Genomic DNA, 21363 nt, shown 5'->3' on the forward strand with positions numbered 1-21363 from the left:
ATCATGTTGCTGAAATATTTTTACGACCAGAAACTCGCCCACGCGTCTTACATGGTCGGCTGCCAGCGGGCGGGCGTGGCCGTCGTCGTGGATCCCGGCCGCGACATCGATCAGTACCTGGCGATGGCGGATCAAGAGGGGTTCCAAGTCACCGCGGTTGCCGAGACACACCTTCATGCCGACTATGTTTCCGGTGCCCGTGAGCTTGCCGACCGGGTCAACGCCAAACTGTACGTGTCCGACGAAGGGCCCGACGAGTGGAAGTACCAATTCCTCGACGGATACGACAGCGAACGTTTGCACGACGGCGATCACTTCATGGTCGGCAACATCCGCTTCGACGTCATGCACACGCCCGGGCACACGCCCGAAAGCATCTCGTTCGTGTTGACCGACCAAGGCGGCGGCGCCGACAAACCGATGGGCATCTTCACCGGCGACTTTGTGTTCGTCGGTTCGATCGGGCGACCGGATCTGCTCGAAGAAGCCGCGGGAATGGTGGGCACAGCACAAAGCGGTGCGCGCGATCTGTTCGCGTCGGTCGAGCGTTTCAAGACGCTGCCGGATTATCTGCAAGTCTGGCCCGCCCACGGCGCCGGCAGCGCTTGCGGCAAGGGGCTTGGTGCGATCCCGTCGTCCACGGTGGGCTACGAGAAACGGTTCAACCCCGCGCTTCAGTTCAGCGACGAAGAAGCGTTCGTGCAATACATTCTGGCCGACCAGCCCGAGGCTCCCAAATACTTTGCGGTGATGAAACGTGTGAACAAGCAGGGACCACGCATTCTCGGCATGGGACACCACCACAAGATGCTGGACGTCGCCGGGCTTGTCGACGCCGTCCGCTTGGGGACGGTGGTCGATTTGACGCCATCGCCCGAGTACGCCAAAGGGCACGTTCCCGGGACGATCAATCTGCCCCTGGACATGTTGTCGACTTGGGCGGGATGGTTGGTCGATTACGACCGACCGGCGTACCTGATTTGCCGGCCCGAGCAATTGGAGGAAGCGGCTCGTGTGCTGCACAAGATCGGCGTCGAAGAGATTGCGGGCGGCTATGACATGGAAGCGGTGCAAGCGTCCGGGATGGCAACCGAAACCTACGCCACCGGATCGCCGGCCGACCTATCGCACAGCATCGAAGCGGGTGAAGTGCAACTGATCGACGTGCGGTCGCAAGAGGAATGGAATGCGGGGCACATCGAACAAGCTCGACATCACTTCCTGGGGCGTTTGCCAGAGAGTGCCGATCAGTTGCCAAACGACCAGACGTTGGTCGTCCAGTGTCGCAGCGGTGCACGCTCGGCGATCGGAGCCAGCGTCCTGCAGGCTGCGGGATTGAAAAACGTCATCAACCTGACCGGCGGATATGTCGCCTGGAAGGCCGACGGATTGCCGAGTGTGAAGTCGCAACCGGCGATGAGCAGTTGATCGGGCATCAACGCCCCCGAGTTTGCCTCCATTTTCCTGCTGAAAAAGTTTGGACTTCCCGCCTTGTACTGGCACGGCATGCTGCAGGGTCGCGTTTAGGCGACTTGCTTTACCGACAAGGCTCACTCACTCAACGAATCCTCACTGAAACACTTGCAGCCTCAGTGAAACACTCAGTACAGACCAATGAACGCCCTCTCAAGAGTCCAAATCAACCTCCTGGCCTGCACCCTGTTGCTCGGATGCACACAGGTCCTTTCACAAGATTTCGAACCGCTGCCCAAGAGTGCCGCGCAGCAAGGCGACACCGACGAGAAAATTGCTTTGGGCAAGAAGCTCTACTTTGATCCACGGCTCTCGGCCACCGGAACGGTTTCCTGTAACACCTGTCACAATCTGATGGAAGGCGGCGACGACGGACGTCCCACGTCGATGGGAGTCGATGGTTTGACGGGGCCGCGAAACGCGCCGACGGTGTGGAACTCGGTGTTCCAGGCGTCGCAGTTTTGGGATGGTCGCGTGCCGACGCTGGAAGACCAAGCCAAAGGCCCGATGGTTGCGGACGTCGAGATGGGAATGGCCGGTCACGATCAGGTGATCGGCCGCATTCAAGCGATCCCCGGCTACATCCGTAAATTTGAATCGGTGTTTGGCCCCAGCGACGCGGTCACGATTGAAAACGCGGTAGAGGCCATTGCCGCCTTTGAACGGACGCTGATCACGCCGGATTCCGCTTTCGATCGGTATCTCTCGGGAGACAAAGTCGCGATGAGCGACGTTCAAATCCGGGGGATGGAATTGTTTGAATCGACCGGATGCACGGAATGCCACTCCGGTCCGGCGTTCAACGGATGGCAGCCCGGCAGCGATGGCGAATTCGTCGAATTTCCTCGCATCACCGATTCCACTTTTGTCAAAAAATATGACCTGATTTCCGATTTGGGGCGGTCCAACGCGACGGGTGATCGCAGCGATGACCATTACTTTAAAACACCGACTTTGCGGAACATCACCCTGACCGCTCCGTATCTGCACAACGGACGCGTCGGTTCGCTGTCTGAAACCGTTCGCTTGATGGCCAGCACCCAGCTGGATGCGGAGCTGAGCGACGACGAAGTCGCCGAACTGGTCGCGTTCCTGTCCGCGTTGGAAGGCCGATTTCCCGAAATCGCACTCCCGCGGCTGCCATCGCGACTCGGTGAATCCGTACTGCAACAGCCGGAAGCCGCCAAGGGCTTTGGCGACGCAACAGGGCACTGACATCAGAGCCGAGTTTCGAGAACCTTCCTTCAACCTGAGAAACGAAAATGACGACAACACAGACGATCGAGAATTTACAGAAAGCGTTGTCCATGGAACTCACCGCCCAGCACCAATACCAACTTCACGCCTGTGTGCTTGATGATTGGGGAATGGGGCTGTTGGCGACAACGATGCGTGAAGAAATGCAGGAGGAGCTGGGGCACTCGCAGGAATACTTGCAGCGGATCTTGTTTCTCAACGGCGAACCGAGACTGGAGTTTGCGAAGTTGCCCGTGCGAGCACATTCTTTGAAGCAGATGTTTGAAATGGATCTCGCCGACGAGAAAGAAGCGATCGAGTTCTACACCTCCGCATCGTTCCGAGCGTTCGAGGACCGAGATATCGGGACCCGGCAGCTGTTCGAAAAGATCGCCTTGGACGAAGAGGGGCACATGAGTTGGTTGGAGCTGCAGTTGGACCTGCTCGATCGCATGGGCGAACCGGCTTTCATCGCCAAGTACATGGAATGAGCATGACAGGCTGGAAGCCTATCCCACTTCTTGGACCGATTTGAGCCTGATGACGTGTTGGTTCGTTGGGACGGACGGATCGTGTACAATCGTGCCGGCTGGATTTGACGGAATCTACTTTCTGGAGCACGATCGTGGCAGGTTTTTCTCGGGGCACTCGCCGACGTTGGTTCACCCGTTTCTGTTTCGTTCATCCGGTGATGCTGCTGGGGCTTGTGTTGCTGTCGGGCCCGGCCCGCGGCGGCGATGCCGGATCGACGATCGATCCGTTGGCGGCGAACTTGCAGCCTTACCTGGATCTGCTCTCGGGATCGCAGCAGGAATTTGAACTTCGCTGCCGGGCGGAGGTTCCGATCGATGGCGACGCACAGACGATCAAGATTCGTCTTGCCCGCTATGGAAATCATGCGTTCGATCTGGATCTGGAGCACCGCGATTACGAAGTACGCATTCGCCGCCGCGACGGTGCCACGGCATTCGCGCTGCCCAAGCATGGCGTGGTGTATGTCGGCCGAGGCGATGCAGCGGCCGATGCAGAGGTAGCCGATACAGCGGCCGATTCGCTGTCGCCCAGCGGATTGTCGCAACGATTGATCTCCACGCGAACGACGCTTTCGACTTACGCGCCGCTACTGGCGACTCCGGATGGGGCCGCCATCGCAGCCGCGCTGAAGACCTTTGTCGGCATCACGTACGATCCCGCGACCCGGCGTGGACGCGGCAACGGATCGGTGGAGTTTTCCTTTGAGCCGAATGGTTCGCTGCAGGTTCGAGTGGAGGATGCCCAGTTGGATCTGTTCATCGCCGATCAACCTAGCGCCATGGCCGGTGCCGACGACTGGCCGGGAATGAAACAGATTGAAATCCCGCGAGAAGAATTGGAACGGACACTGGTTCGCGGCGTCCGACGTGCCGTTGAGATCTTGGCACCGTCGAAGGTGCTGACGAGCCCGAGCAAACGGGATCGGGAAACCGCCAGTGGTCGACTGCGGTGGATCGACGGGCATCGCGTTGTTTTGCTCTCCGGCTCACCTCGCGAGATCGGTCGCGCCCATGGCGAATTACTGACCGACGAGGCCCAGGCCTGTATCGACTCGGTGCTGCACACGTTCGGCGTCGTGCAAACGATTCGCTCGGGCAGCTGGTTCCGCCATGACTTGGATGCCGCCTTCGCGCGATTGTCGCCCCACATTCCGGATCGGCATCGAATCGAGACGCGGGCGATGGCCCGGGCGCTCGGACTGGATGAAAATCTAGTCGATTCGCTGAACGTTTTTCCGGAACTGTTTCATTGCAGCGGCTTTGCCGTGTTCGGCGAGGCGACTCGAGATGGCAAGCTCTACCATGGCCGGGTGCTGGATTACATGACCACGATTGGCCTGCAAGATTCGGCGACCACCTTCATTGTTGCCGCCGACGGGCAGATCCCCTTTGCCAACGTCGGTTACGCCGGCTTCATCGGCAGCGTCAGTGGGATGAACGCCCAAGCCATCTCGCTGGGCGAGATGGGTGGTGGTGGTGAAGGCCGGTGGGACGGTGTGCCGATGGCGACGTTGATGCGGCGGGCGCTTGAAGAGTGCAGCACGCTGGATGAAGTGATCACGTTGTGGCGAGACAGCCCACGGACCTGCGAATATTACTATGTGTTTGCCGACGGCAAGACCAATCGTGCCGTCGGTGTGGCCGCCGATCCCGATTCGATTGAGTTCATTCAACCGGGCCAAGCCGATCCGCGGTTGGGCGAAGGCATTCAGGACGCGGTCGTGCTTTCGGCGGGGGATCGGCTGAAAGTCCTGCGGCAGCGTGTTCACGAAAAGCACGGTCAAATCGATGCCGAAGTGGGCAAATGGCTGATGAGCCGACCGGTCGCGATGCAGTCGAATCTGCACAACGTGTTGTTCGTCCCCGCCGATCAAGTGATGTATGTAGCCAACGCCGACCACCGACGCCCCGCTGCAGAACGCCCCTACGTTCGTTTGGATCTGCGGGAACTGTTGACGTCGCTGGCCGGCCGCGGAGGGGAGTGAAGACGGCAACGTTTCCGTCCAACAATTCTGCTATGTTAAGGATCGAGCGGAATAGAAGTGTCAGGCGGATTCGCAGCCAAGAGACGGTGTGATCGTGCGCCCATGGATGAATTAAGAAACGAAATTGAATCGCTGCGCTCGCAGTTGGCTGAGTTCGACGCGGCGAACCGACAAAGCCAATCGACGACCAGCGAGCACTATCAATCGCAATTGCTCGATAGCGTGCAAGAATCCGTCATCGGCACCAACTTGGATGGCGACGTGACTTACTGGGGGCGCGGCGCAGAGCACCTGTACGGCTACACGCCGGAGGAGGTCCTTGGCAAATCCATCACGTTCATCGTCGAACCGGAGGAAGAGCGGGTCGAACGTGAACGCATGCGGCAGGTCTTTGAGACCGGATCATGGAAGGGCGTGTATCAGCAGCGGCGGAAAGATGGCACCAAGTTTTGGGCGTCCACGATCATTTCGCTGGTCACCGACAAGGCCGGGAACCCGACGGGGTTTATCGGAATTGACATTGATATCACCGAACAGAAACAGGCCAACGAGGAACTCGACCAGCTGAACTTGGCGATTGAGAATGCGATGCAAGGCATCTCGCGGCTGGATCGGGAGGGGCGTTTCATCATGGTCAAGCCGCAGTACGCCGCGATGCTGGGTTATCAACCCGACGAGTTGCTCGGCCAATCGTGGACGGTGACCGTCCCCGAAGACAGTCAACCCCTCGCGCGCGAGGGTTACGAGACGATGTTGCGTGAGGGGCGTGCGACGGCGGAATGCCGGGCGCTGCGAAAAGACGGATCGGTGTTTTTCAAGCAGTTGTTGTTGGTGAAAACCTTCGATGCACGAGGCGAGCGCGACGGCCACTACTGTTTCATGAGTGACGTCACGAAGCGCAAGCAGGCTGAGAATCAGCTGCGAGAAAAGGAGGCCCAGCTCGCCCATGTTTCACGGCTCTCGACGATGGGAGAGTTGGTCGCCGGCATCGCGCACGAGGTCAATCAACCGCTCTACGCGATTGCCAACTTTGCGGCCGTCGCGGGAAAGAAGCTTGAGAACCGTCACGATGAACTGAGTCAAACGCTGCAAGAATTGAATCGTCTGGTCGCCGAGCAGGCGGTGCGGGCCGGCGAGATCATCCGGCGTTTGCGAGCGTTCGTCGGCAAAACCGATGGTGTCCGTTCGACGCTGGACATGAATGCGGTGATTCGCGATGCGGTGGCCATCTTGACGCCGATGACACACGTCGCGGATGCATCGGTCCGGCTGGAATTGTCGCCCACGCCGGTCGTCGTCCATGCCGATCGCGTGCAGTTGGAACAAGTCGTCGTCAATCTGGTTCGCAACGGACTTGAAGCGGTCAGCGGCCGCGAGCCCCGTAGGATCACGGTACGGACCGCCTTGGACGAGTCAATGGTCCGGGTCTCGGTGGAGGACACGGGGATCGGCGTGTCGGAGCATGCACGGGACAAATTGTTTGACGCGTTCTTCACGTCCAAACAAGACGGGCTGGGGATGGGGTTGTCGATCAGCCGCACGATCGTGGAAGCCCACGACGGCCGGATCGGGGCAACGCCGCGTCCGCAGGGCGGATTGGTGGTCCATTTCACGTTGCCGCACGCGCCAGGGGAGCCCCGATCTCAGGCCGAATGTGATGCCGGGGCAAGTCGGTCGACGGAGGCATCGTCTGCCAACAGTTCGGCCAATCGACTTCCCAGTTGATTCAAGTCCTCGGCCGAATGAGTGGTTTGGTGCGTGGCCGCCATCGCCTGTCGGGTGGTCCGATCGATCTGGTTCATCGACTCGGTGATCTGGTCCATGCTGGTCGCTTGCTGGCTGGACGCGGTCACGATCCGTGCGGCAACGCGTGACGCTTCGCCGACCATGGTCACCAGGGTTTCGATCGTCTGCTCGGCTTTGACGACGACACCGCTGGCGTCACCGACCGATTGCGTTCCCTGTTCGGTCGCCAGCACCGCGTGGTTGGTGGCGTGTTGGATCTCGCTCAAGATCTCGCGGATCTGGCCGGTCGATTGTCTGGCTTGTTGGGCCAGCGATTTGACCTCCGCGGCGACGACCGAAAATCCCTTGCCGGCTTCGCCCGCCCGGGATGCCTCGATGGCCGCGTTGAGTGCCAGCAGATTCGTTTGGTCGGCGATTTCGTTGACGGTCGTGATGATTTCCCCGATCGCTTGGGCGCGTTCGGCCAACATCAGAATGCTGTCGGCGGTCGATTCGACCCGTTCCCGCACGTTGTTCATCGAAACCCTCGTGTCCTCAATCGCCTTGCGACCCGAGCGTCCGACTTCGTCGGCCCGCCGCGAGGCTTCGGCGACCTCGTTGGCCAAATGCATCGACTCCTGGGCCGTCCGTGCGGCTTCTTCGACGGCCGAGGACGTTTGCGTGACCGCGCTGGCCTGTTCTTCGATCCCCAGGGATTGCTGTTTCATCGTCGCGGAGATTTCGGAACTGGCGACCGACAGGTGGCTGACGGTTTCCCGAATGGCTTCAAACAATCGCGTCCGTTCCTGCTCGTCTTGTTTGCGACGCTCGATGTCTTGCAGCGTCGCGATAAAGATCCGTTCTCCTGAAAATTCCATTTGGGTGACGCGCAGCGCGATGGGGACCTGACGGCCCTGTTTGTCCACGCCGTAGGCTTCGCTCTCATCGCCATGGCGATCGGATCGGGGCGCTCGGCCGGAGCCCGCGCCCGCGGCGGTGGTGGCGGTCGAAGTGGGGGCGCGTCCGTTGAATCGAAAGCTGGGGATGATGGCGGTGACCGACTGCCCACGCAATTCCGACGCCCGATAGTTCAACAGCGATTCGCAGGACGCGTTGAGCGATTGGATGGTGCCCTTGGCATCGATCGTCAGGATGCCATCGGCCGTCGAATTTAAAATCGCTTGGGTGCGTTTCTCGGCCACGTCCAGTTTTTCCATCGCCGCGTGCATGTTCCCGATCATCGTGTTGAAGGCATGTGCGAGCGCGCCGAGTTCGTCGTTGGAGTCGACTTTGATGCGTTCGTCCAGTGCCTCGCCGATCGTCGCACTCGACGCGTGGTCGGCGATCTTCGACGCCGTCTTCTTGAGCGTTTCGATCGGACCGACGATCCTGCGGGTGGTGAGGAAACCGAATCCGCCGATCAGCGCGGTGGCGATGACGATCGCCAAGATGAACACGAGCAAGGCATGGTCGGCAATCTCGCCGGCCGACTGATTGACGGCTTCGGCGTCGGCGATGATCGCCTGTTGCCACCCTTTCACCTGATCGTTGACGAGCTGAAACTGATCGTTCTCCGCCCGGATCGCATTGATGAACGCCTCCTCTCGATAACCGCCCATGACCTTGTCGACCGTGAAATCTTTGATCTCTCGGTAGTCCTCCCAACTGGCTCGCAGGTTCTGGAACGCTTCCTTCTCACGTCGGCTGTTGGCCGCAAGGTCCCACTGCTTGAACGTCTGGTCCAGCCGATTGGTCAGCAATCGCTGCTCGTTGTTGAGTTGCTCCTGCAGTTCCAAATTGGGCGCCATCACCATCGTCAGCGTCAGTTGCCTGAGTTCGCTGAGCGGGTCGGTGATGTTTAACGCGCCCTTTTGAAACTGTTCGGCCGTCAATCGAACACGGTCGACGGAATCGTGGATTCTCTTGTTGCTGACGATCCCAAAGATGCCCACCGCACAGAACGCGACGACCGAAATCCCGACCAGCAGCAACAGTTTTCCCAGTACGCCTCGGTTTTTCATGGACTTTCTCCGGCGTCGAATTGAATGCGAGTCACTTCCATCGGTTCTTTTCTTGCTTCCGGGTAAGCCCCCTTGCGCACCGACCAGTGTTGGTCGGTCACCTGGATTTTCCACAGCGGATAACAGGCCATTCGGTACGGTTTGAACCCGACCTCTTTGTTGACCGCAAAGACATTGTTCGGCGTTGGAACGAACAGCATGTAGGCCTGGTCATAGACGCGTTGGACGATCTTGTAGGTGATGTCTTCGAATCCCGGATCTTCCACACTCGCCTGGAACATTTCTTCGATGTAACCATCCAGGATGGGATCCGGGAAAATGGTGCTCCAAACGTTATGCGTCCGATAGACGAGAAAGGCGGTGAAGGGATGGTTGAAGAACCAGTCGTCGTTGCCCCATACCAGCAGATCCCACTCGACTTCGTTTTGATCTTGGTTCGTCGTCAGCAGCGGATCAAAGATCTGCTTTTCGCTCTTGACCTCCTCGATGTCCAGCGTGACGCCGACGTAACCCAGTTGGGTCTCGATGCTCCGCCACAAGTCCATGTAGCGGTTTTGCGTCAGGACTTTCAAACGCAGCCCGTTGAGTCGTTTCTTCAGCTGGGCTCGTTTGCCGGCATCGTACGGATCCTCTAATTCGGAGTACGGTTTGAGCAACTGGGTGGATTTGCGCATGCCGGGAAAGAAGGGCGACGCTTGGGTCGGGGACAACGTGGCTTCACGATCGAAGACGAAGTGCCAAAGATTGCGTTGGTGCAGGGCTTCGTTGAGTGCGCGGCGGACGTCCACATCCAACAGCTCGGGATTGCCGTTGATCAGATTCATGTGGATCGCGATGTTGTTGGTCGTCGGCGACGTGACGAGTTTGGCGTACGGGGACAGGATCGTGTCGACTTTGTATTCCGGCGGGATGAAGGCGATGTCCAGCTCGCCCTCGGTTTCCAAGACACGGTTCTTCGCCAGCCGACTGTCCAGTTCCGTGAACACGGTGATCGTTTCGATTTTTGGATAACGCTGGTCCCAGTAGTTCGGGTTCGCTTTCAACACCGCCTTGGGCGTTTGTCGATCGCCTTCGACGTAACCTTCGGTCAAGATGTAAGGCCCCAGGCCGTAAGGTCCCGGGGCGGAAAGATTGGGACAGGTTGCTTTTCCGTTCCATCCATTGAGTTTCAGATACTCGTCACTGTAGAACTGCATCCAGATCAGATCATTCATGAAACAGCCGTACTTTTCTTTCAGGAAAAAACGGACCGTGAATTCGTCGATTTTTTCGCAGCGGTCAAAGACCTTGTCGATCTTGCTGTACAACGTGGGCGCCCGTTTGAAGGCGTCCATGTTCCTGACCACCGCGTCGGCATCGAATCGCGTCCCATCCTGAAACTGAACGCCTTGGCGAAGTTTGAATTCGTAGGTCGTGTCGTCGATCTGCTCATGCGACACCGCCATGTCGTAATCCCAACCCCGGGCGTTTTCGCTGGGCTTGATCATCGCACCATTGATGGCATGCGAGATGTAGATGTAGGGCAGGCTGGGAATGAAAACCTTGACGTGCGAACCGGGGACCAGACGGTCCACGAACCGCTCGCCGGCGTCGTCGGCCCTCAGTCGCACCGGGTGGATCCGCTGCCGTGCCGCCGGCTGAGCCAACCCGGGCTGAGCCAGTGCCGGCTGAGCCAGTGCCGGCTGAGCCAGTGCCGGCTGAGCCAGTGCCGGCTGAGCCAGTGCCGGCTGAGCCAGTGCCGGCTGAGCCAGTGCCGGCTGAGCCAGTGGCCACGAACCCAAAATCGCAGCCATCAGGGTGCACAGCACCCCAAGACGATTTTCCAAGGTTGATGAACTCATGGGAGCACCTTTGGCTCGTGGGACACGCAATCGGGCATGGTTTATGATAGCTGCTGGCCGTATTCGGTGATGCGATTTCTGCCGGGCTTGTGAAAGGCTTTCCTGTGAATCTATGCTTTGTCCGGCCGAATGGCCGTTCCCCGTTTGTGCTCGACACGGTCGCCTTTCTTATGCTTTTGAAACTTTCGTCAGGATCGCACACCATGCACACCGTTCGGATGTCACTGGTCGGACTACTTTGCATGGCCCTCTGCTCGGCGACGGGATGTTCCGGATTGATGCCCGGACCGGGGCCGGCTGACGCAGATGCGCCGCAAGAGTTGACGACGACGAAATCTGGGCTGAAGTACCGGGTGCTGCGTCGGTCGGACGGCAAGCGAGCCAAGCCGGGTGGTCACGTGCGGGTCCATTACTTGGGAAAACTGGACGACGGAACCGTTTTTGACAGTTCCTATTCCCAGGGAGAACCGGTCATTTTCTCGCTTCAGCAAGTCGTCCCGGGATTCACCGAAGGGTTGCAGTTGGTCGGTGAAGGCGGAATGATCGAGTTGGAGATTCCATCCGAATTGGGCTACGGTGAAGACGGCCGTGCGCCCAGCATCCCGCCCAATGCCACACTCCATTTTGTCGTGGAAGTGATTCGCGTCTTCTGAGCACGCGTTTTGGGGAATCCGAGGATTTTGCGCACGATGGAGTTCGCCAGGGGCTCCCCGTTGCCATAGGCTGAACCGTCGTGCATGAGCTTTCGGCTCATGACTCGAGTTGCATCTCATCCGAGGAATCGCTGTTATGAGCCATCGCACTCTCCAATCCTGGCCGATCAAATTTCGATGGGTTGCCTGCCTGGTCACGCTGCAGTGGTTGGCGGTTTCGGGCCAGGCCGAAACCGTTGTCGGTGACACGTCCCACTGCCAAATCGCTGACGGTCCCCTGCATGCCTATGTCGGGACCGTTGCACTGCCGGCCGATGGACTGTGGCGAATTCAGACGCCCGAATCCCAGCACGCGGTTCGCGAACTGTACCTCGTGCCGACCGAACCTTCGCGGCTGCGACAGCTGGGCAAGCGGATGTATGCGGCATTGGAAGAACGGCAAATCCGAAGCAGTCGCTGGCAGGTGCAAATGGGGTTCGAGGCCTGTCGCCAGTACGCCCAGGACGGACAGGGGGTGGGACCAGGTTCGATCGCCGACTTGGCCAAGGACAAGCGATGGGACTACGTCGCACGGCGTTGGAATTCCGCAAGTTATCGGTCGGAGGACTTGACCGACTTCATCGACGGTCAGCCGCTCGAAGGACCCTTTGTTCATTTGATCCCCGACGTTCGATTCCAGTTTTCCCCGACCCAATCGAACCAGCGAAAATCCGTCGCGCGCGAGAACCGATCGGTTTTGGCGTTCGAATTGCGGCCGTTTGTCGACGATGGAAAACACTGGGTGCTGCACACCGACGGCCAATGCGAACGCGTCGCCATTGACCCGCAGTTGATCCGATCCCAGCAGGTCAAGATTCGCCCGATGATCAACCGCGACAGTGCGAAACGGGCCGCCGAGCAACCCAATTTGCAGTACCGATTGGTGCTGGTGTCCGGCGAACCGGTTGTTCAATCGCTGGAGTTGCAGACCTACAACCAGGTGCTGAACACGCAACGGACGATTCGATGGGACGCGTCAAGCGGATCTGAATCGTCGTACGCGGAACTTCGCAAGCCCCTCAGCGACGCCAGGAAATTCGCTTGGGGACCCTACGCGATCGCAGCCGACGGGGGCGTGCTACAGGTCTGGGATCAAGCGGGGCAGACCGCTCAGCCGGACGCCAACCCGCAACGCAGTCTTTCCATGTTCTCCGTCTTGGGAGGCCGCGCCGCCATCGAAGAAACCCTTCAACTGCAAATGTTGCGGGCGACCGATTCGGGCCAAGCGGCGACGATCGATGTGGATTCACTTTCGGGTGTCAAAGTGAAATCGCATCCGTTTGAAAAAATGTTGGACGGACAGACCGGCGGCAGTCTCGAAATCGCCCGTTGTGTGCCGCCGGATCGTTTCTTTGTGTACGTCGGCAAACCCGAGTCGATTTCCGCGTTGCTGGATACCGGCGCGCCCTTCATCGCCAGCATCGGAACCACGCTGACGGGCAATTGCCTTCAGTACAACCTGCAATCGCGTTATCTCGCCCGACTGGGGATGACCCGAGATTGGGTGGACGCCGTGTTGACGTCCGGCCTGACCAGCGAAATGGCGCTGTTCGCGCCGGACCTGTTCTTCATCGATGGCACCGATGTGACGATCGTGGCGCGATTGAGACAGCCACAACTTTTGCGCAAGCTACTCGCGCTGCTCGGCGCATCCGATCTGGGTACCGAGTCCATCTTGGAGTTGCCCACTCAATCGGGTGACCCTGCGTATTTGGCCCTCCGCGACGACCTGTTGTTCGCCAGCACCCATCGCGGTGAACTTCAACAGGCGATCGACCTGCACGCGCAACACGGTGCGGATAGTCTGGGGGCGAGCGCGGAGTTTCGCTACATGTTGACCCAGTTGCCGGTCAACGAAGAAACACGTCTGTACGCCTATCTGTCCGATCCGTTCGTGCGACGACTGGTGGGACCGCGCGTCAAGATCGGTCAACGCAGGCGGGTGATTGCCAAAGCCAAGATGGAGGCGTTGACCGCCCAGGTGTTGCTCGCTCGATTGGATGGTCATGCCAAACCTGATTCCCTCTCCGAACTGGTTGCCAGCGGACATCTTCCTCAGGGCTGGCAGCATGACAACATGCTGGTGGGCGCCAACGGACTGGTGCGGAGCGAGCACTATGATTCCTTGCCTCGCATGCGGACGCTACCCGACGTTCCGCTGGACAACGTGACGCCGGCCGAAGCAGAAGCGTACCGCGCGTACGTCGAAAACTACTCCCGGTATTGGCGTCGCTTTTTCGATCCGATCGCGATTCGGTTGGATGAAGTCGGTAGCGATCAACTGGAATTGTCGACGTTCATCCTGCCGCTGGTCGACAATTCGATCTACAACGGCCTGCAAATGTTCATGGCGCACCAGGACGACCAGACCGCGCTGCGTGTGCCGATCGTGGAGCCGACACCGGTGTTGCAGTTTTCGGCGAATCTGAAAGACATGGCTTGGCAGGTGGTGGCCGGCAATTTCTCAGAATTCTTCACACGCTACTCCGGCGCCAGCCCCGCGATGCTGGACGATTTTGGCCCCAGTGTCCACGTCGCGGTCTTTGACGCCGATCCGATCATCGCGATGGGAAGTGGCGACATCTTCGGTGCCTTCGGCGGTAATGTCCTGCGGGGCGGCGGCAATGGAATGATGATGGTCCCCGTCGCGCTCTCCATGTTGACGCGTCCCTGCAGCATTCTGGTCGAAACAAAATCGCCTGAGCGGACATCGCAATACCTGCGTCAAGCAGCCCTGGCCGGAATCTCAAACGAACGCCGCAATCGTAATTTCAACGCCTCGTTCTACCAGGTGGGAGATCGGGACGAATGGGTTTGGACGATGGACGTGTTTGGCGTCGTGAAACTGCGGTATGGCGTGGAAGTGGTCGACAATTATCTGGTGATCCGCAACATCCCCTGGTCCAGCGACGATCGCGTCGTCAGCGTCGCACCGGCTGATTTAAATGCCGCCCTGTTGCAAGTTTCTCCGTCAGCTTGCAAAGCACAACTGCCGGGACTGTTCGCCGCCGCGTCCGATGCCAACCGCAACGCTGTCATGTCCGGCCTGGGGCGACTGTATCCCTTCATGCTCAGTGGATCCAAGACCGTGCAGCAGGCCGCGGCGGAACATCAGCGATTGTACGGGTTCTACCCCAGGCAACTGGCCGGTGACCAATGGCGTTGGAGCGATTTTCGAATGGTCAGCGACAGCTACGGCGAACCGACGCGGCAGCGACAACCGGCGTTCGACCCGCAACAGCCCTTCGGGTTGATGAACCGGATCGATTCGATCCAGTTGAACATGCAATTCGAGGATGACGGACTTCGCAGCAGCGTCCGCTGGCGATTGCGTTAGCAACGCACGGAAAATTAGTGGGATAGGCTTCTAGCCTGTCGATGCTGAAATGACAGGCTAGAAGCCTATCCCACATTCAGAGATCCGACACTTCTATTCCGCTCGTTGCTTAGTCGCGCCCTGATTCGCTCAGCGTCGCCATCGCTTCGGCGAAGCCTTTGCCGATCTGTGCCATGATTTTGGCAGACCCATTGTAATGGTACTGGGCATTGGAGCTGCCTTTCAAGATTTCCAGCTCGCGCGGCGTGTAAAGTTCTTCCCGGAACGTGGCCAAGGCCTGTTCACGTTGCTGTCGGCTGAGGCTTGGGTCCTTGTTCAGTTCCTGGGACTTTGCCTTGATTTTGCCGCCGCGGTCTTTCAGTTCGTCCAGTTCGGCGTCCCAGTAGTTTTCGGTCAGCACGGCCGCGACATTGCCCTCGAATTCCGGCATCGCCGCCGGTGCGGCCATGGCTTTGCGAAAACCATCGTGAGTGCTTTTGTATCGCTGTTGACTCGCGCCGTACTGGTCGACCGGGCCTCCGACCCCCATCACGCCGATCACGAATGGCATCTCGGGTGCCGAGAGATCTTTGCGGACATCGCGAATGAAGTCGGCCAGCAACCGGCTGTAAAGATCGTACCCGCCGGGTTTGTCCCGGTTGGGGTACACGTCGCGGGCGACCATGTCGTTCCATCCCTGGAACCAAACGAAACCCGCGATTTCGTACCCGGCTTTCGGATCGTAATCCGGGTAGACGCGTTTGATGTCGGCGACGACTTTGTTGACGTGATCCACCATCAACCGGTAATAGCGGCCGGTCGCCTGGATACGGTCTCGCTTGATCTGGTCGATGTCTTTGCCCTGCTTTTGCATCGACGCCAGCTGTGATTCACTGAATTCGTAGGGACCGGCACTCGGCGGTCGGAAATCGGTGTGCAGCGATTTGCCACCCCACGCCGTCTTGATGATCAGGATCGGTTCCCCAAGCTGTTTCTGCATGTAGATCCCGAAGGTCAGCTCGGGGCCAATTTTGGTCTTCCGCCCCATCGCTCCATAACCGGCCGTCAACCGACCGTGGTGCTCCTGTTCGGTTCCGTCGTTGCCGATCGATGAGATCCAAACTTGGTCACAGACCCGCGGCGCCCCGTCCGCCGTTCGCATCTCGGCCAGAATCGGCGCCGTCCGGGGATCCATACCGACGTGGTCAAAGGTCGAAACCTGAGCATGCCCCTGCATGTTGGACTGCCCGGCAAGGATGTAGATCTTGAGCGGGTCTTTCGCACCAACATGCAGCGCGAAGAATAGGCTCAGCGTGAGGAAGGCAATGGATCGGATTCTCATGGGTGCAAACCTTGCTGCCACGGGATGGGGGCGTTTAGCAACGAGTGGAATAGAAGTGTCGGATCTCTTGAAGTGGGATAGGCTTCCAGCCTGTCATTTCAGCATCGACAGGCTGGAAGCCTATCCCACCTATTTTCCGTGCGTTGCTTAGGTGGATTCGCCGATGATTGTACCGCGCCGGTTGGCCGGGCGTTGGAATCGGGGATAGGCAAATTCTCTGACGTCGCGTCGCGGGTGTCATGCACAGCATGACCGACTGGTCACTCACCTCGCGTCGATTCGTCCATCTGCCGATGCACTTCGTCGACGATGTGGCGTTCGACCTCGGGGGACCAGTGGGCGGGTAGACCGTAGTAGACCATCGAAGTTCCGCCTTCGTAGCCGCCCTCTTGCAACACGCGTCGCGAAGGGATGTAGGCCATCACGTCGTTGGCGTAGCCCGCGATCCATGACTGCTTGCCACGCAATTCGCTTTTCAATCGCAGCGCATAATCGACAACGACTTCGCCGCCGAGAAAGACCATGTCGATGTCGTCACCCAACGTCCAGCTGCCGACGGCGTAGGGATAGGTTTGCGCAAGCGTCTCGCCGCGATCGAGTTGCTCGAGCAACATCGTTGCCCTGGCGGCCTCCCATTTGTTCTTCGATCGTGCGTTCGCTTCGATCTGTTCCCGCGAGGGAAGCGGCCCGAGCGGCAGGTCGATTTCTCGAAACCTTGACGACAGCGTCGGGGCAAGCTGCTGCATCTGGATCGTCATCAGCACCGTCTCCACGGCGGTCGCGAGTCGGCGTCCGTAGTGTCTGGCGAGTTCAACGGTTCGACGCGGCAGCGGATTTTGGTCCGCGCCACAGCCTGCCCAGAACATCGCGATGGAGTCGGGATACGATTCTTCCAGCGCCGCGCAGGCGAAACCGGGGTAGTCGCCCGACCAGGAATAAACGCCCAGCACCGTTGCGTGGCACGCATAGCCGAACACGACACTGACCAGTTTGCCTTGTGGGTCCGCCACCGCAAGAACGGGAACATCATGATCAACCGGGCCTTTCAGTTTTCCCTCCGACCGCCACTGCGCCACCTTGCCTTCGGGCCGATTCTCACGCCGATTGGTGGCAAAGCTCGCCGTTCCGCTGCCCCAAGAGAGCTTGGCCGATTGTCGTTTCGCGAACGCATCGCCGACGGCAACCAGGATTTGCTGCTGCAGTCTCTCCTCATACGCTGCGATCTTTTGCTGCTGGTCTTTGTCGACGATCAGGTAGTGCAGCGGTGCCAGGTTCTTCTTGAGCGCCGGTCCGGTGTGTGTGTGCGAACAGCAAATCGCAATCTGTGATCGATCGAGTTGGTGGACGGTCTGGATCTGGTCGGTGATCGCCGTGGCGAGTTCGCGATCGATTCCGACCAGATCCAACGTGATCAGCACGGCTTGATTGCCCGAGGCATCTTGCAGCACGAGGGCCTTGGCCCACAAGTCGGTCAGTTTGCCTTGCGACGGCCGGTCACGACTGCCGTAGCCCGCCATCCACATCGGCTCGTCCGGTGTGATGTTCTGCTTCGCGACGCCCGCTTGCCAACCGTCGTCCGCCCCCGTGGAAGTGATCAAGAACAGCATCAAGACTGGAGCAAGGATGTATCGTTTGAGCATCGTTGATAGGTTCCATTGGACGCGTTTGTCGGTCGATTTGAGATCGAGCATTGTACCCGTAACCGGTTCTCAACAAGGGAGGGACGCGTTCACGCCACTCGTAAACAATGCGAACGACCAGTCGGAGGACAGCGCAGCGCCACTTCGGGAATCACGTCAGCGATTGCAGTATCTCGGAGGGATTGACTCGTTCCCAGGCTCTGCCTGGGAACGGGGGTTTCCGGAGGCTCCGCCTGGGCTGCGCAAAACCGACCGGTTTTGTGTTGAAATTGCTATTTGAGAATTTGACGGAATTGGTTCTCTTATATGCAGTTTTTCCGCGTCATGGAGGTTCAGTCATGTCTCAAGCCACGATTGAGTATAAGTCACCTGTTTCCAAACTTCTTGGTTCGGCACGCCGTGGACGAGAGAAATGGAAGAACAACGCCATGCAATCCAAGCGGTTGATTAAGGAACTCAAGCAAAACCTCTGCAATGCGAGAGAGAGCCGCCAGCGATGGAGAGGCGAGGCAAGCCAACTGCGGCGGCGCGTCGCCGAGCTGCAGAGTGAATTAGAGCAGTTAAAAACGCGGAGCAGCCCCTGAAGAATCGCCCGACGCAGCCGTCGACTCAATTGCTGCCGCCGGCCCCCCAACATTCTTTTTCGTTGAGTCTCGTTGTACTCACGATTTCTTGGGTGCTCCAAGCAACCATCAGCTATCGAGCTTGTGAGAAAATTGCCCGCACGCTAGGCACCATCCATTCTGGATTGTCTCACGCCCCTACGGCAAACACGATTCAGAACTGGACGCTGCGACGGGGGCTGCATGAATTAACGCGTCCCAAAGAACAGGCCGACGATTGGATTCTCCTGGTCGACCACACGATCCAATTGGGAAACGAGAAATGTCTTTTGATCGTTGGGATTCGCCTTGAACATTGGCTCAATCTCGATCGGCCTATCCGACTGAGCGATCTCTCGGCCATCCTGATCGAGATTGTCCAGACATCCAACGGCAAGATTGTTGCCGAGCAACTGAAGAAAGCTGCTGACCGAGTCGGTCAGGTCAAGGCCATCATTTCCGACCAAGGTTCCGACTTGGTCAACGGAATCGCTGGTTTTCAACAGGAAAGCGAGTCGACGATCGCATTGACCGACATGTGTCACCGAACTGCGACGGCACTCAAACATGTCCTGCAGAAAGACCCTCAATGGGATTCGTTTCTCGGGCACTGTGGAAAGACACAACCGAAAGCCAAACAGACTGAGCTGGGATCGTTGTTGCCTCCCAAACTCAAGGTCAAGGCACGCTTCATGAATCTGCACAGTCTGATCGGGTGGGCAGAGCGGATGTTGCGTCTGCTTGACACCCCCCATGAAGAACGACAGCAACAAGATCGACTTGGTCGCCTGGAAGAGAAATTCGCTTGGGTGCTTGACTATCGTGAATCGATCGCAGTCTGGGCACGTCTGATGCGGATGGTCGACAAGACGTTAGAGCACTCACGAACAGTCGGTTTTAACGCAGACTCGGCTGCTTCCCTGGCTGAAAAACTTTCGTGTGATGTAGGCGATTGGCAGAGCCAAGCGTTTCGCGACGAGATCGTCTCGGCGATCGAAGAGAATTCAAGCATTCTTGCCCCCGGGGAGAGGTTGCCGGCGAGCAGCGAAATCCTTGAATCCTTGATCGGTAAGGGCAAGCAGATGGGTCGACAACATTCTCGCAGCGGTTTCACCCGCAACGTCTTATCAATGGCTGCCAGCGTCGCCGACGTCAGTGCGGAAGCCATTGAAACGAGCCTCGCCTCCGTTACCCACAAAACCCTATGCAATTGGGTGAAGGACAACCTCAGACAAACCATGACGATGTTCCGCCGCAGCGTACTACCGTCATCCCCAGGAACCGATACGGCCTAAATCTGCTATCCTTCTGAGTTGCAATTTTGCGCAGCCCAGGCTCCGCCTCCATGCCAGCGAGGCGGTTGCCCGGGATAGCGGCGCTGAAAAAGGACCCATGGGACATGTCTCCCATTGGTCCTGTTTTCCCTGGTCAACGTCCCAGCGGGCGCCCGGTAAACCGGTCGGCGCCCGCCCGGAAGGGCCGGCGTACATCTCGCTGGGTACGCCGGCCCTTCTGGGCGGGCGCCACCGCCGCAGGCGGTGCCCTACGCTGTGAATGACTTGTTAGCGGCAGGGCGCGAGCCCTCCGGTGTTTTGGCAAAGATGCGCAAGCCGGAGGGCTGGCGCCCTGCCGCTAACACTTCCTAAAACACAGGAAAGAAATCGTTCTCGCCGCAGGCGGAGTTTGGGAACAAGTGAGTCGTCCAACTAGAGCTTTACCAACTCCTGGACGTTAAGCTTGTCGCAATGCGTTGACGATCGGCACGCTGGCGGCCTGAACCGCCGGTGCGATTCCGGCAGCCAAGCCCACGACCACCGAAACCAGCGTGCCGGTGATGGCCAACGCAAGCGAAGGCTGAAATGAAATCGTGGCGCCTTCGGCGCCGATGGCGAATCCACCGATCTCGAGTGCCGCCAGCGCCAACAACGTGCCGCTGATTCCCCCGACGACGCACAAGATCGTGCTTTCGGCTAACACCAAACGCATCGCCCGCAGCGGTCGCACGCCGATCGTTTGCAGGACGGCGTATTCCTTGATGCGGTCCTGAACACTCATCACGGTCGTGGTGGCGACGAGCGACAGCACCAAACCGACACAGGCGTAACCGAGCCAATGGGCGAAGCCGATCAAGTCGACCAGGTCCGAGAGCGTGCTGGCCTGAAACGCCCCTTTGCGTCGTGTCCGCGTGGCAACGGGGCCGGATCGCAGTTCGGCATCGATTTCGCTGGCGACACGATCCGGATCGGCATCTTCGGTCAACCGCACTTCATGTTGGGTGACCAGTCCCGCCGCGTCCAATCCACGGGTGTATTGCAGAAACGCCAGGCTGGTGTAGATCAGGTTTTCTTCCGAGGGCACCGATGATTCAAAGATCCCGGTGACGCGGACTGAAATCTCCCCGATCGAAAACTGGTCCCCTGTTTTCAGCCCGCGTCGCTTAGCCACGTTGCGACCGACGATCGCAGCATCTCGTTGCGACGAAAAGGTCTGCCAATCGCCGCTGGTCAACTTCAAGGGTCTGGTTCTGCGGATCTGCTCCGGGTCCGCTCCGTTAAAGACGACAATGTCCAAACTGGCGCGGCAGTTGTTCGTCCAAACCTGAATCGGCATCACCTCCCGTACACCGGGAACGTCCTTGATCTTCCGCGAGTAGTCCTCGGGCAACCGGCTGCTGGTCGGACAAAACCGGCTCTCTTGAAACACGATCAAGCTGCGATCGGCGTCCGCCCCCGTCGTCAGCCGGTGCAAGCCTTCTTGCACCGATCCGACAAAGCAGAACACGAACATCGCGACCGCCGCACCGGTCACGGTCAGCAACGTTCGCGTGCGGTGACGCCAAAGGGTTTTTAAAACGTATGTGGTCATGGTTGATTCACGGGATTGAAACGGCAACGAAACGATGACGGCACGAATTCGACCGGGCACGGCGGCTGGCCTTCAAAGTGGGATAGGCTTCC

General features: G+C 58.8%; 15 protein-coding genes. 10 read left to right on the forward strand and 5 right to left on the reverse strand.

Features of this window, described 5'->3' with window-relative positions; translation table 11 throughout:
* Positions 1–3: 3 nt before the first annotated feature.
* The 5 genes from Enr13x_RS03850 (at position 4) to Enr13x_RS03870 (ending at position 6952) form a co-directional block, all read left to right on the forward strand.
* Positions 4–1428 (forward strand): MBL fold metallo-hydrolase, encoded by a 1425-nt coding sequence (locus Enr13x_RS03850; protein ID WP_145384783.1) that lies wholly within the window; start codon positions 4–6, stop codon positions 1426–1428.
* A gap of 186 nt (positions 1429–1614) precedes the next feature.
* Positions 1615–2688 carry a cytochrome-c peroxidase gene (locus Enr13x_RS03855; RefSeq protein ID WP_145384784.1) on the forward strand — a complete coding sequence of 358 codons (1074 nt, stop codon included), beginning with the start codon at positions 1615–1617 and terminating at the stop codon, positions 2686–2688.
* Positions 2689–2735: 47 nt separating this feature from the next.
* Positions 2736–3200 (forward strand): bacterioferritin, encoded by a 465-nt coding sequence (locus Enr13x_RS03860; RefSeq protein WP_095736499.1) that lies wholly within the window; start codon positions 2736–2738, stop codon positions 3198–3200.
* A gap of 134 nt (positions 3201–3334) precedes the next feature.
* The gene (locus Enr13x_RS03865) at positions 3335–5227 is read left to right on the forward strand and encodes a C45 family autoproteolytic acyltransferase/hydolase (protein ID WP_231744073.1); all 1893 of its coding nucleotides are present in this window, start codon (positions 3335–3337) and stop codon (positions 5225–5227) included.
* 102 nt (positions 5228–5329) lie between these two features.
* Positions 5330–6952, forward strand: coding sequence for a PAS domain-containing sensor histidine kinase (locus tag Enr13x_RS03870; protein ID WP_145384785.1), 1623 nt, complete (start codon positions 5330–5332; stop codon positions 6950–6952).
* On the opposite strand, the gene Enr13x_RS03875 is transcribed toward Enr13x_RS03870, so the two are convergent.
* Positions 6871–8973, reverse strand: a complete 2103-nt coding sequence (locus Enr13x_RS03875) for a methyl-accepting chemotaxis protein (RefSeq protein WP_145384786.1) — start codon at positions 8971–8973, stop codon at positions 6871–6873. The genes Enr13x_RS03870 and Enr13x_RS03875 overlap by 82 nt on opposite strands.
* The gene (locus Enr13x_RS03880; RefSeq protein ID WP_390621093.1) at positions 8970–10679 is read right to left on the reverse strand and encodes an ABC transporter substrate-binding protein; all 1710 of its coding nucleotides are present in this window, start codon (positions 10677–10679) and stop codon (positions 8970–8972) included. Before Enr13x_RS03880 ends, Enr13x_RS03875 begins: the two co-directional genes overlap by 4 nt.
* On the opposite strand from Enr13x_RS03880, the gene Enr13x_RS39630 reads away from it, so the two are divergent.
* The 3 genes from Enr13x_RS39630 to Enr13x_RS03895 all read left to right on the forward strand — a co-directional run bounded on the left by Enr13x_RS39630 (position 10587) and on the right by Enr13x_RS03895 (position 14843).
* A complete protein-coding gene (locus Enr13x_RS39630) occupies positions 10587–10805 on the forward strand; it encodes a pentapeptide repeat-containing protein (protein ID WP_390621094.1) in 219 nt (72 codons plus the stop codon). The genes Enr13x_RS03880 and Enr13x_RS39630 overlap by 93 nt on opposite strands.
* A gap of 212 nt (positions 10806–11017) precedes the next feature.
* Positions 11018–11467, forward strand: coding sequence for an FKBP-type peptidyl-prolyl cis-trans isomerase (locus tag Enr13x_RS03890; RefSeq protein ID WP_197455761.1), 450 nt, complete (start codon positions 11018–11020; stop codon positions 11465–11467).
* A 136-nt stretch (positions 11468–11603) separates the two neighbouring features.
* A complete protein-coding gene (locus Enr13x_RS03895; RefSeq protein WP_145384789.1) occupies positions 11604–14843 on the forward strand; it encodes a hypothetical protein in 3240 nt (1079 codons plus the stop codon).
* A gap of 109 nt (positions 14844–14952) precedes the next feature.
* Here the strand turns inward: Enr13x_RS03895 and Enr13x_RS03900 are convergent, their stop codons facing one another.
* Positions 14953–16164: a sialate O-acetylesterase gene (locus Enr13x_RS03900; protein ID WP_145384790.1), complete on the reverse strand. Its 1212-nt coding sequence runs from the start codon at positions 16162–16164 to the stop codon at positions 14953–14955.
* 260 nt (positions 16165–16424) lie between these two features.
* Positions 16425–17804 carry a neutral/alkaline non-lysosomal ceramidase N-terminal domain-containing protein gene (locus Enr13x_RS03905; RefSeq protein WP_197455762.1) on the reverse strand — a complete coding sequence of 460 codons (1380 nt, stop codon included), beginning with the start codon at positions 17802–17804 and terminating at the stop codon, positions 16425–16427.
* A gap of 338 nt (positions 17805–18142) precedes the next feature.
* Between Enr13x_RS03905 and Enr13x_RS03910 the strand changes: the two genes are divergently transcribed.
* Together Enr13x_RS03910 and Enr13x_RS03915 are read left to right on the forward strand one after the other, a co-directional pair.
* A complete protein-coding gene (locus tag Enr13x_RS03910; RefSeq protein WP_145384425.1) occupies positions 18143–18388 on the forward strand; it encodes a hypothetical protein in 246 nt (81 codons plus the stop codon).
* A gap of 92 nt (positions 18389–18480) precedes the next feature.
* Positions 18481–19701, forward strand: coding sequence for a hypothetical protein (locus Enr13x_RS03915; RefSeq protein WP_145384426.1), 1221 nt, complete (start codon positions 18481–18483; stop codon positions 19699–19701).
* 436 nt (positions 19702–20137) lie between these two features.
* Here the strand turns inward: Enr13x_RS03915 and Enr13x_RS03925 are convergent, their stop codons facing one another.
* Positions 20138–21271, reverse strand: coding sequence for an ABC transporter permease (locus Enr13x_RS03925; RefSeq protein ID WP_145384793.1), 1134 nt, complete (start codon positions 21269–21271; stop codon positions 20138–20140).
* Positions 21272–21363: the final 92 nt, after the last annotated feature.

Origin of the sequence: Stieleria neptunia (genome assembly GCF_007754155.1) — a bacterium.
Lineage (GTDB): Bacteria > Planctomycetota > Planctomycetia > Pirellulales > Pirellulaceae > Stieleria > Stieleria neptunia.

Excerpts from the sequence above, each read along its gene's own strand:
- Enr13x_RS03850 (WP_145384783.1), top strand. The coding sequence starts at position 4 with ATGTTGCTGAAATATTTTTACGACCAGAAACTCGCCCACGCGTCTTAC.
- Enr13x_RS03855 (WP_145384784.1), top strand. The coding sequence starts at position 1,615 with ATGAACGCCCTCTCAAGAGTCCAAATCAACCTCCTGGCCTGCACCCTG.
- Enr13x_RS03860 (WP_095736499.1), top strand. The coding sequence starts at position 2,736 with ATGACGACAACACAGACGATCGAGAATTTACAGAAAGCGTTGTCCATG.
- Enr13x_RS03870 (WP_145384785.1), top strand. The coding sequence starts at position 5,330 with ATGGATGAATTAAGAAACGAAATTGAATCGCTGCGCTCGCAGTTGGCT.
- Enr13x_RS03875 (WP_145384786.1), bottom strand. The coding sequence starts at position 8,973 with ATGAAAAACCGAGGCGTACTGGGAAAACTGTTGCTGCTGGTCGGGATT.
- Enr13x_RS03890 (WP_197455761.1), top strand. The coding sequence starts at position 11,018 with ATGCACACCGTTCGGATGTCACTGGTCGGACTACTTTGCATGGCCCTC.
- Enr13x_RS03895 (WP_145384789.1), top strand. The coding sequence starts at position 11,604 with ATGAGCCATCGCACTCTCCAATCCTGGCCGATCAAATTTCGATGGGTT.
- Enr13x_RS03900 (WP_145384790.1), bottom strand. The coding sequence starts at position 16,164 with ATGAGAATCCGATCCATTGCCTTCCTCACGCTGAGCCTATTCTTCGCG.
- Enr13x_RS03905 (WP_197455762.1), bottom strand. The coding sequence starts at position 17,804 with ATGCTCAAACGATACATCCTTGCTCCAGTCTTGATGCTGTTCTTGATC.
- Enr13x_RS03910 (WP_145384425.1), top strand. The coding sequence starts at position 18,143 with ATGTCTCAAGCCACGATTGAGTATAAGTCACCTGTTTCCAAACTTCTT.
- Enr13x_RS03925 (WP_145384793.1), bottom strand. The coding sequence starts at position 21,271 with ATGACCACATACGTTTTAAAAACCCTTTGGCGTCACCGCACGCGAACG.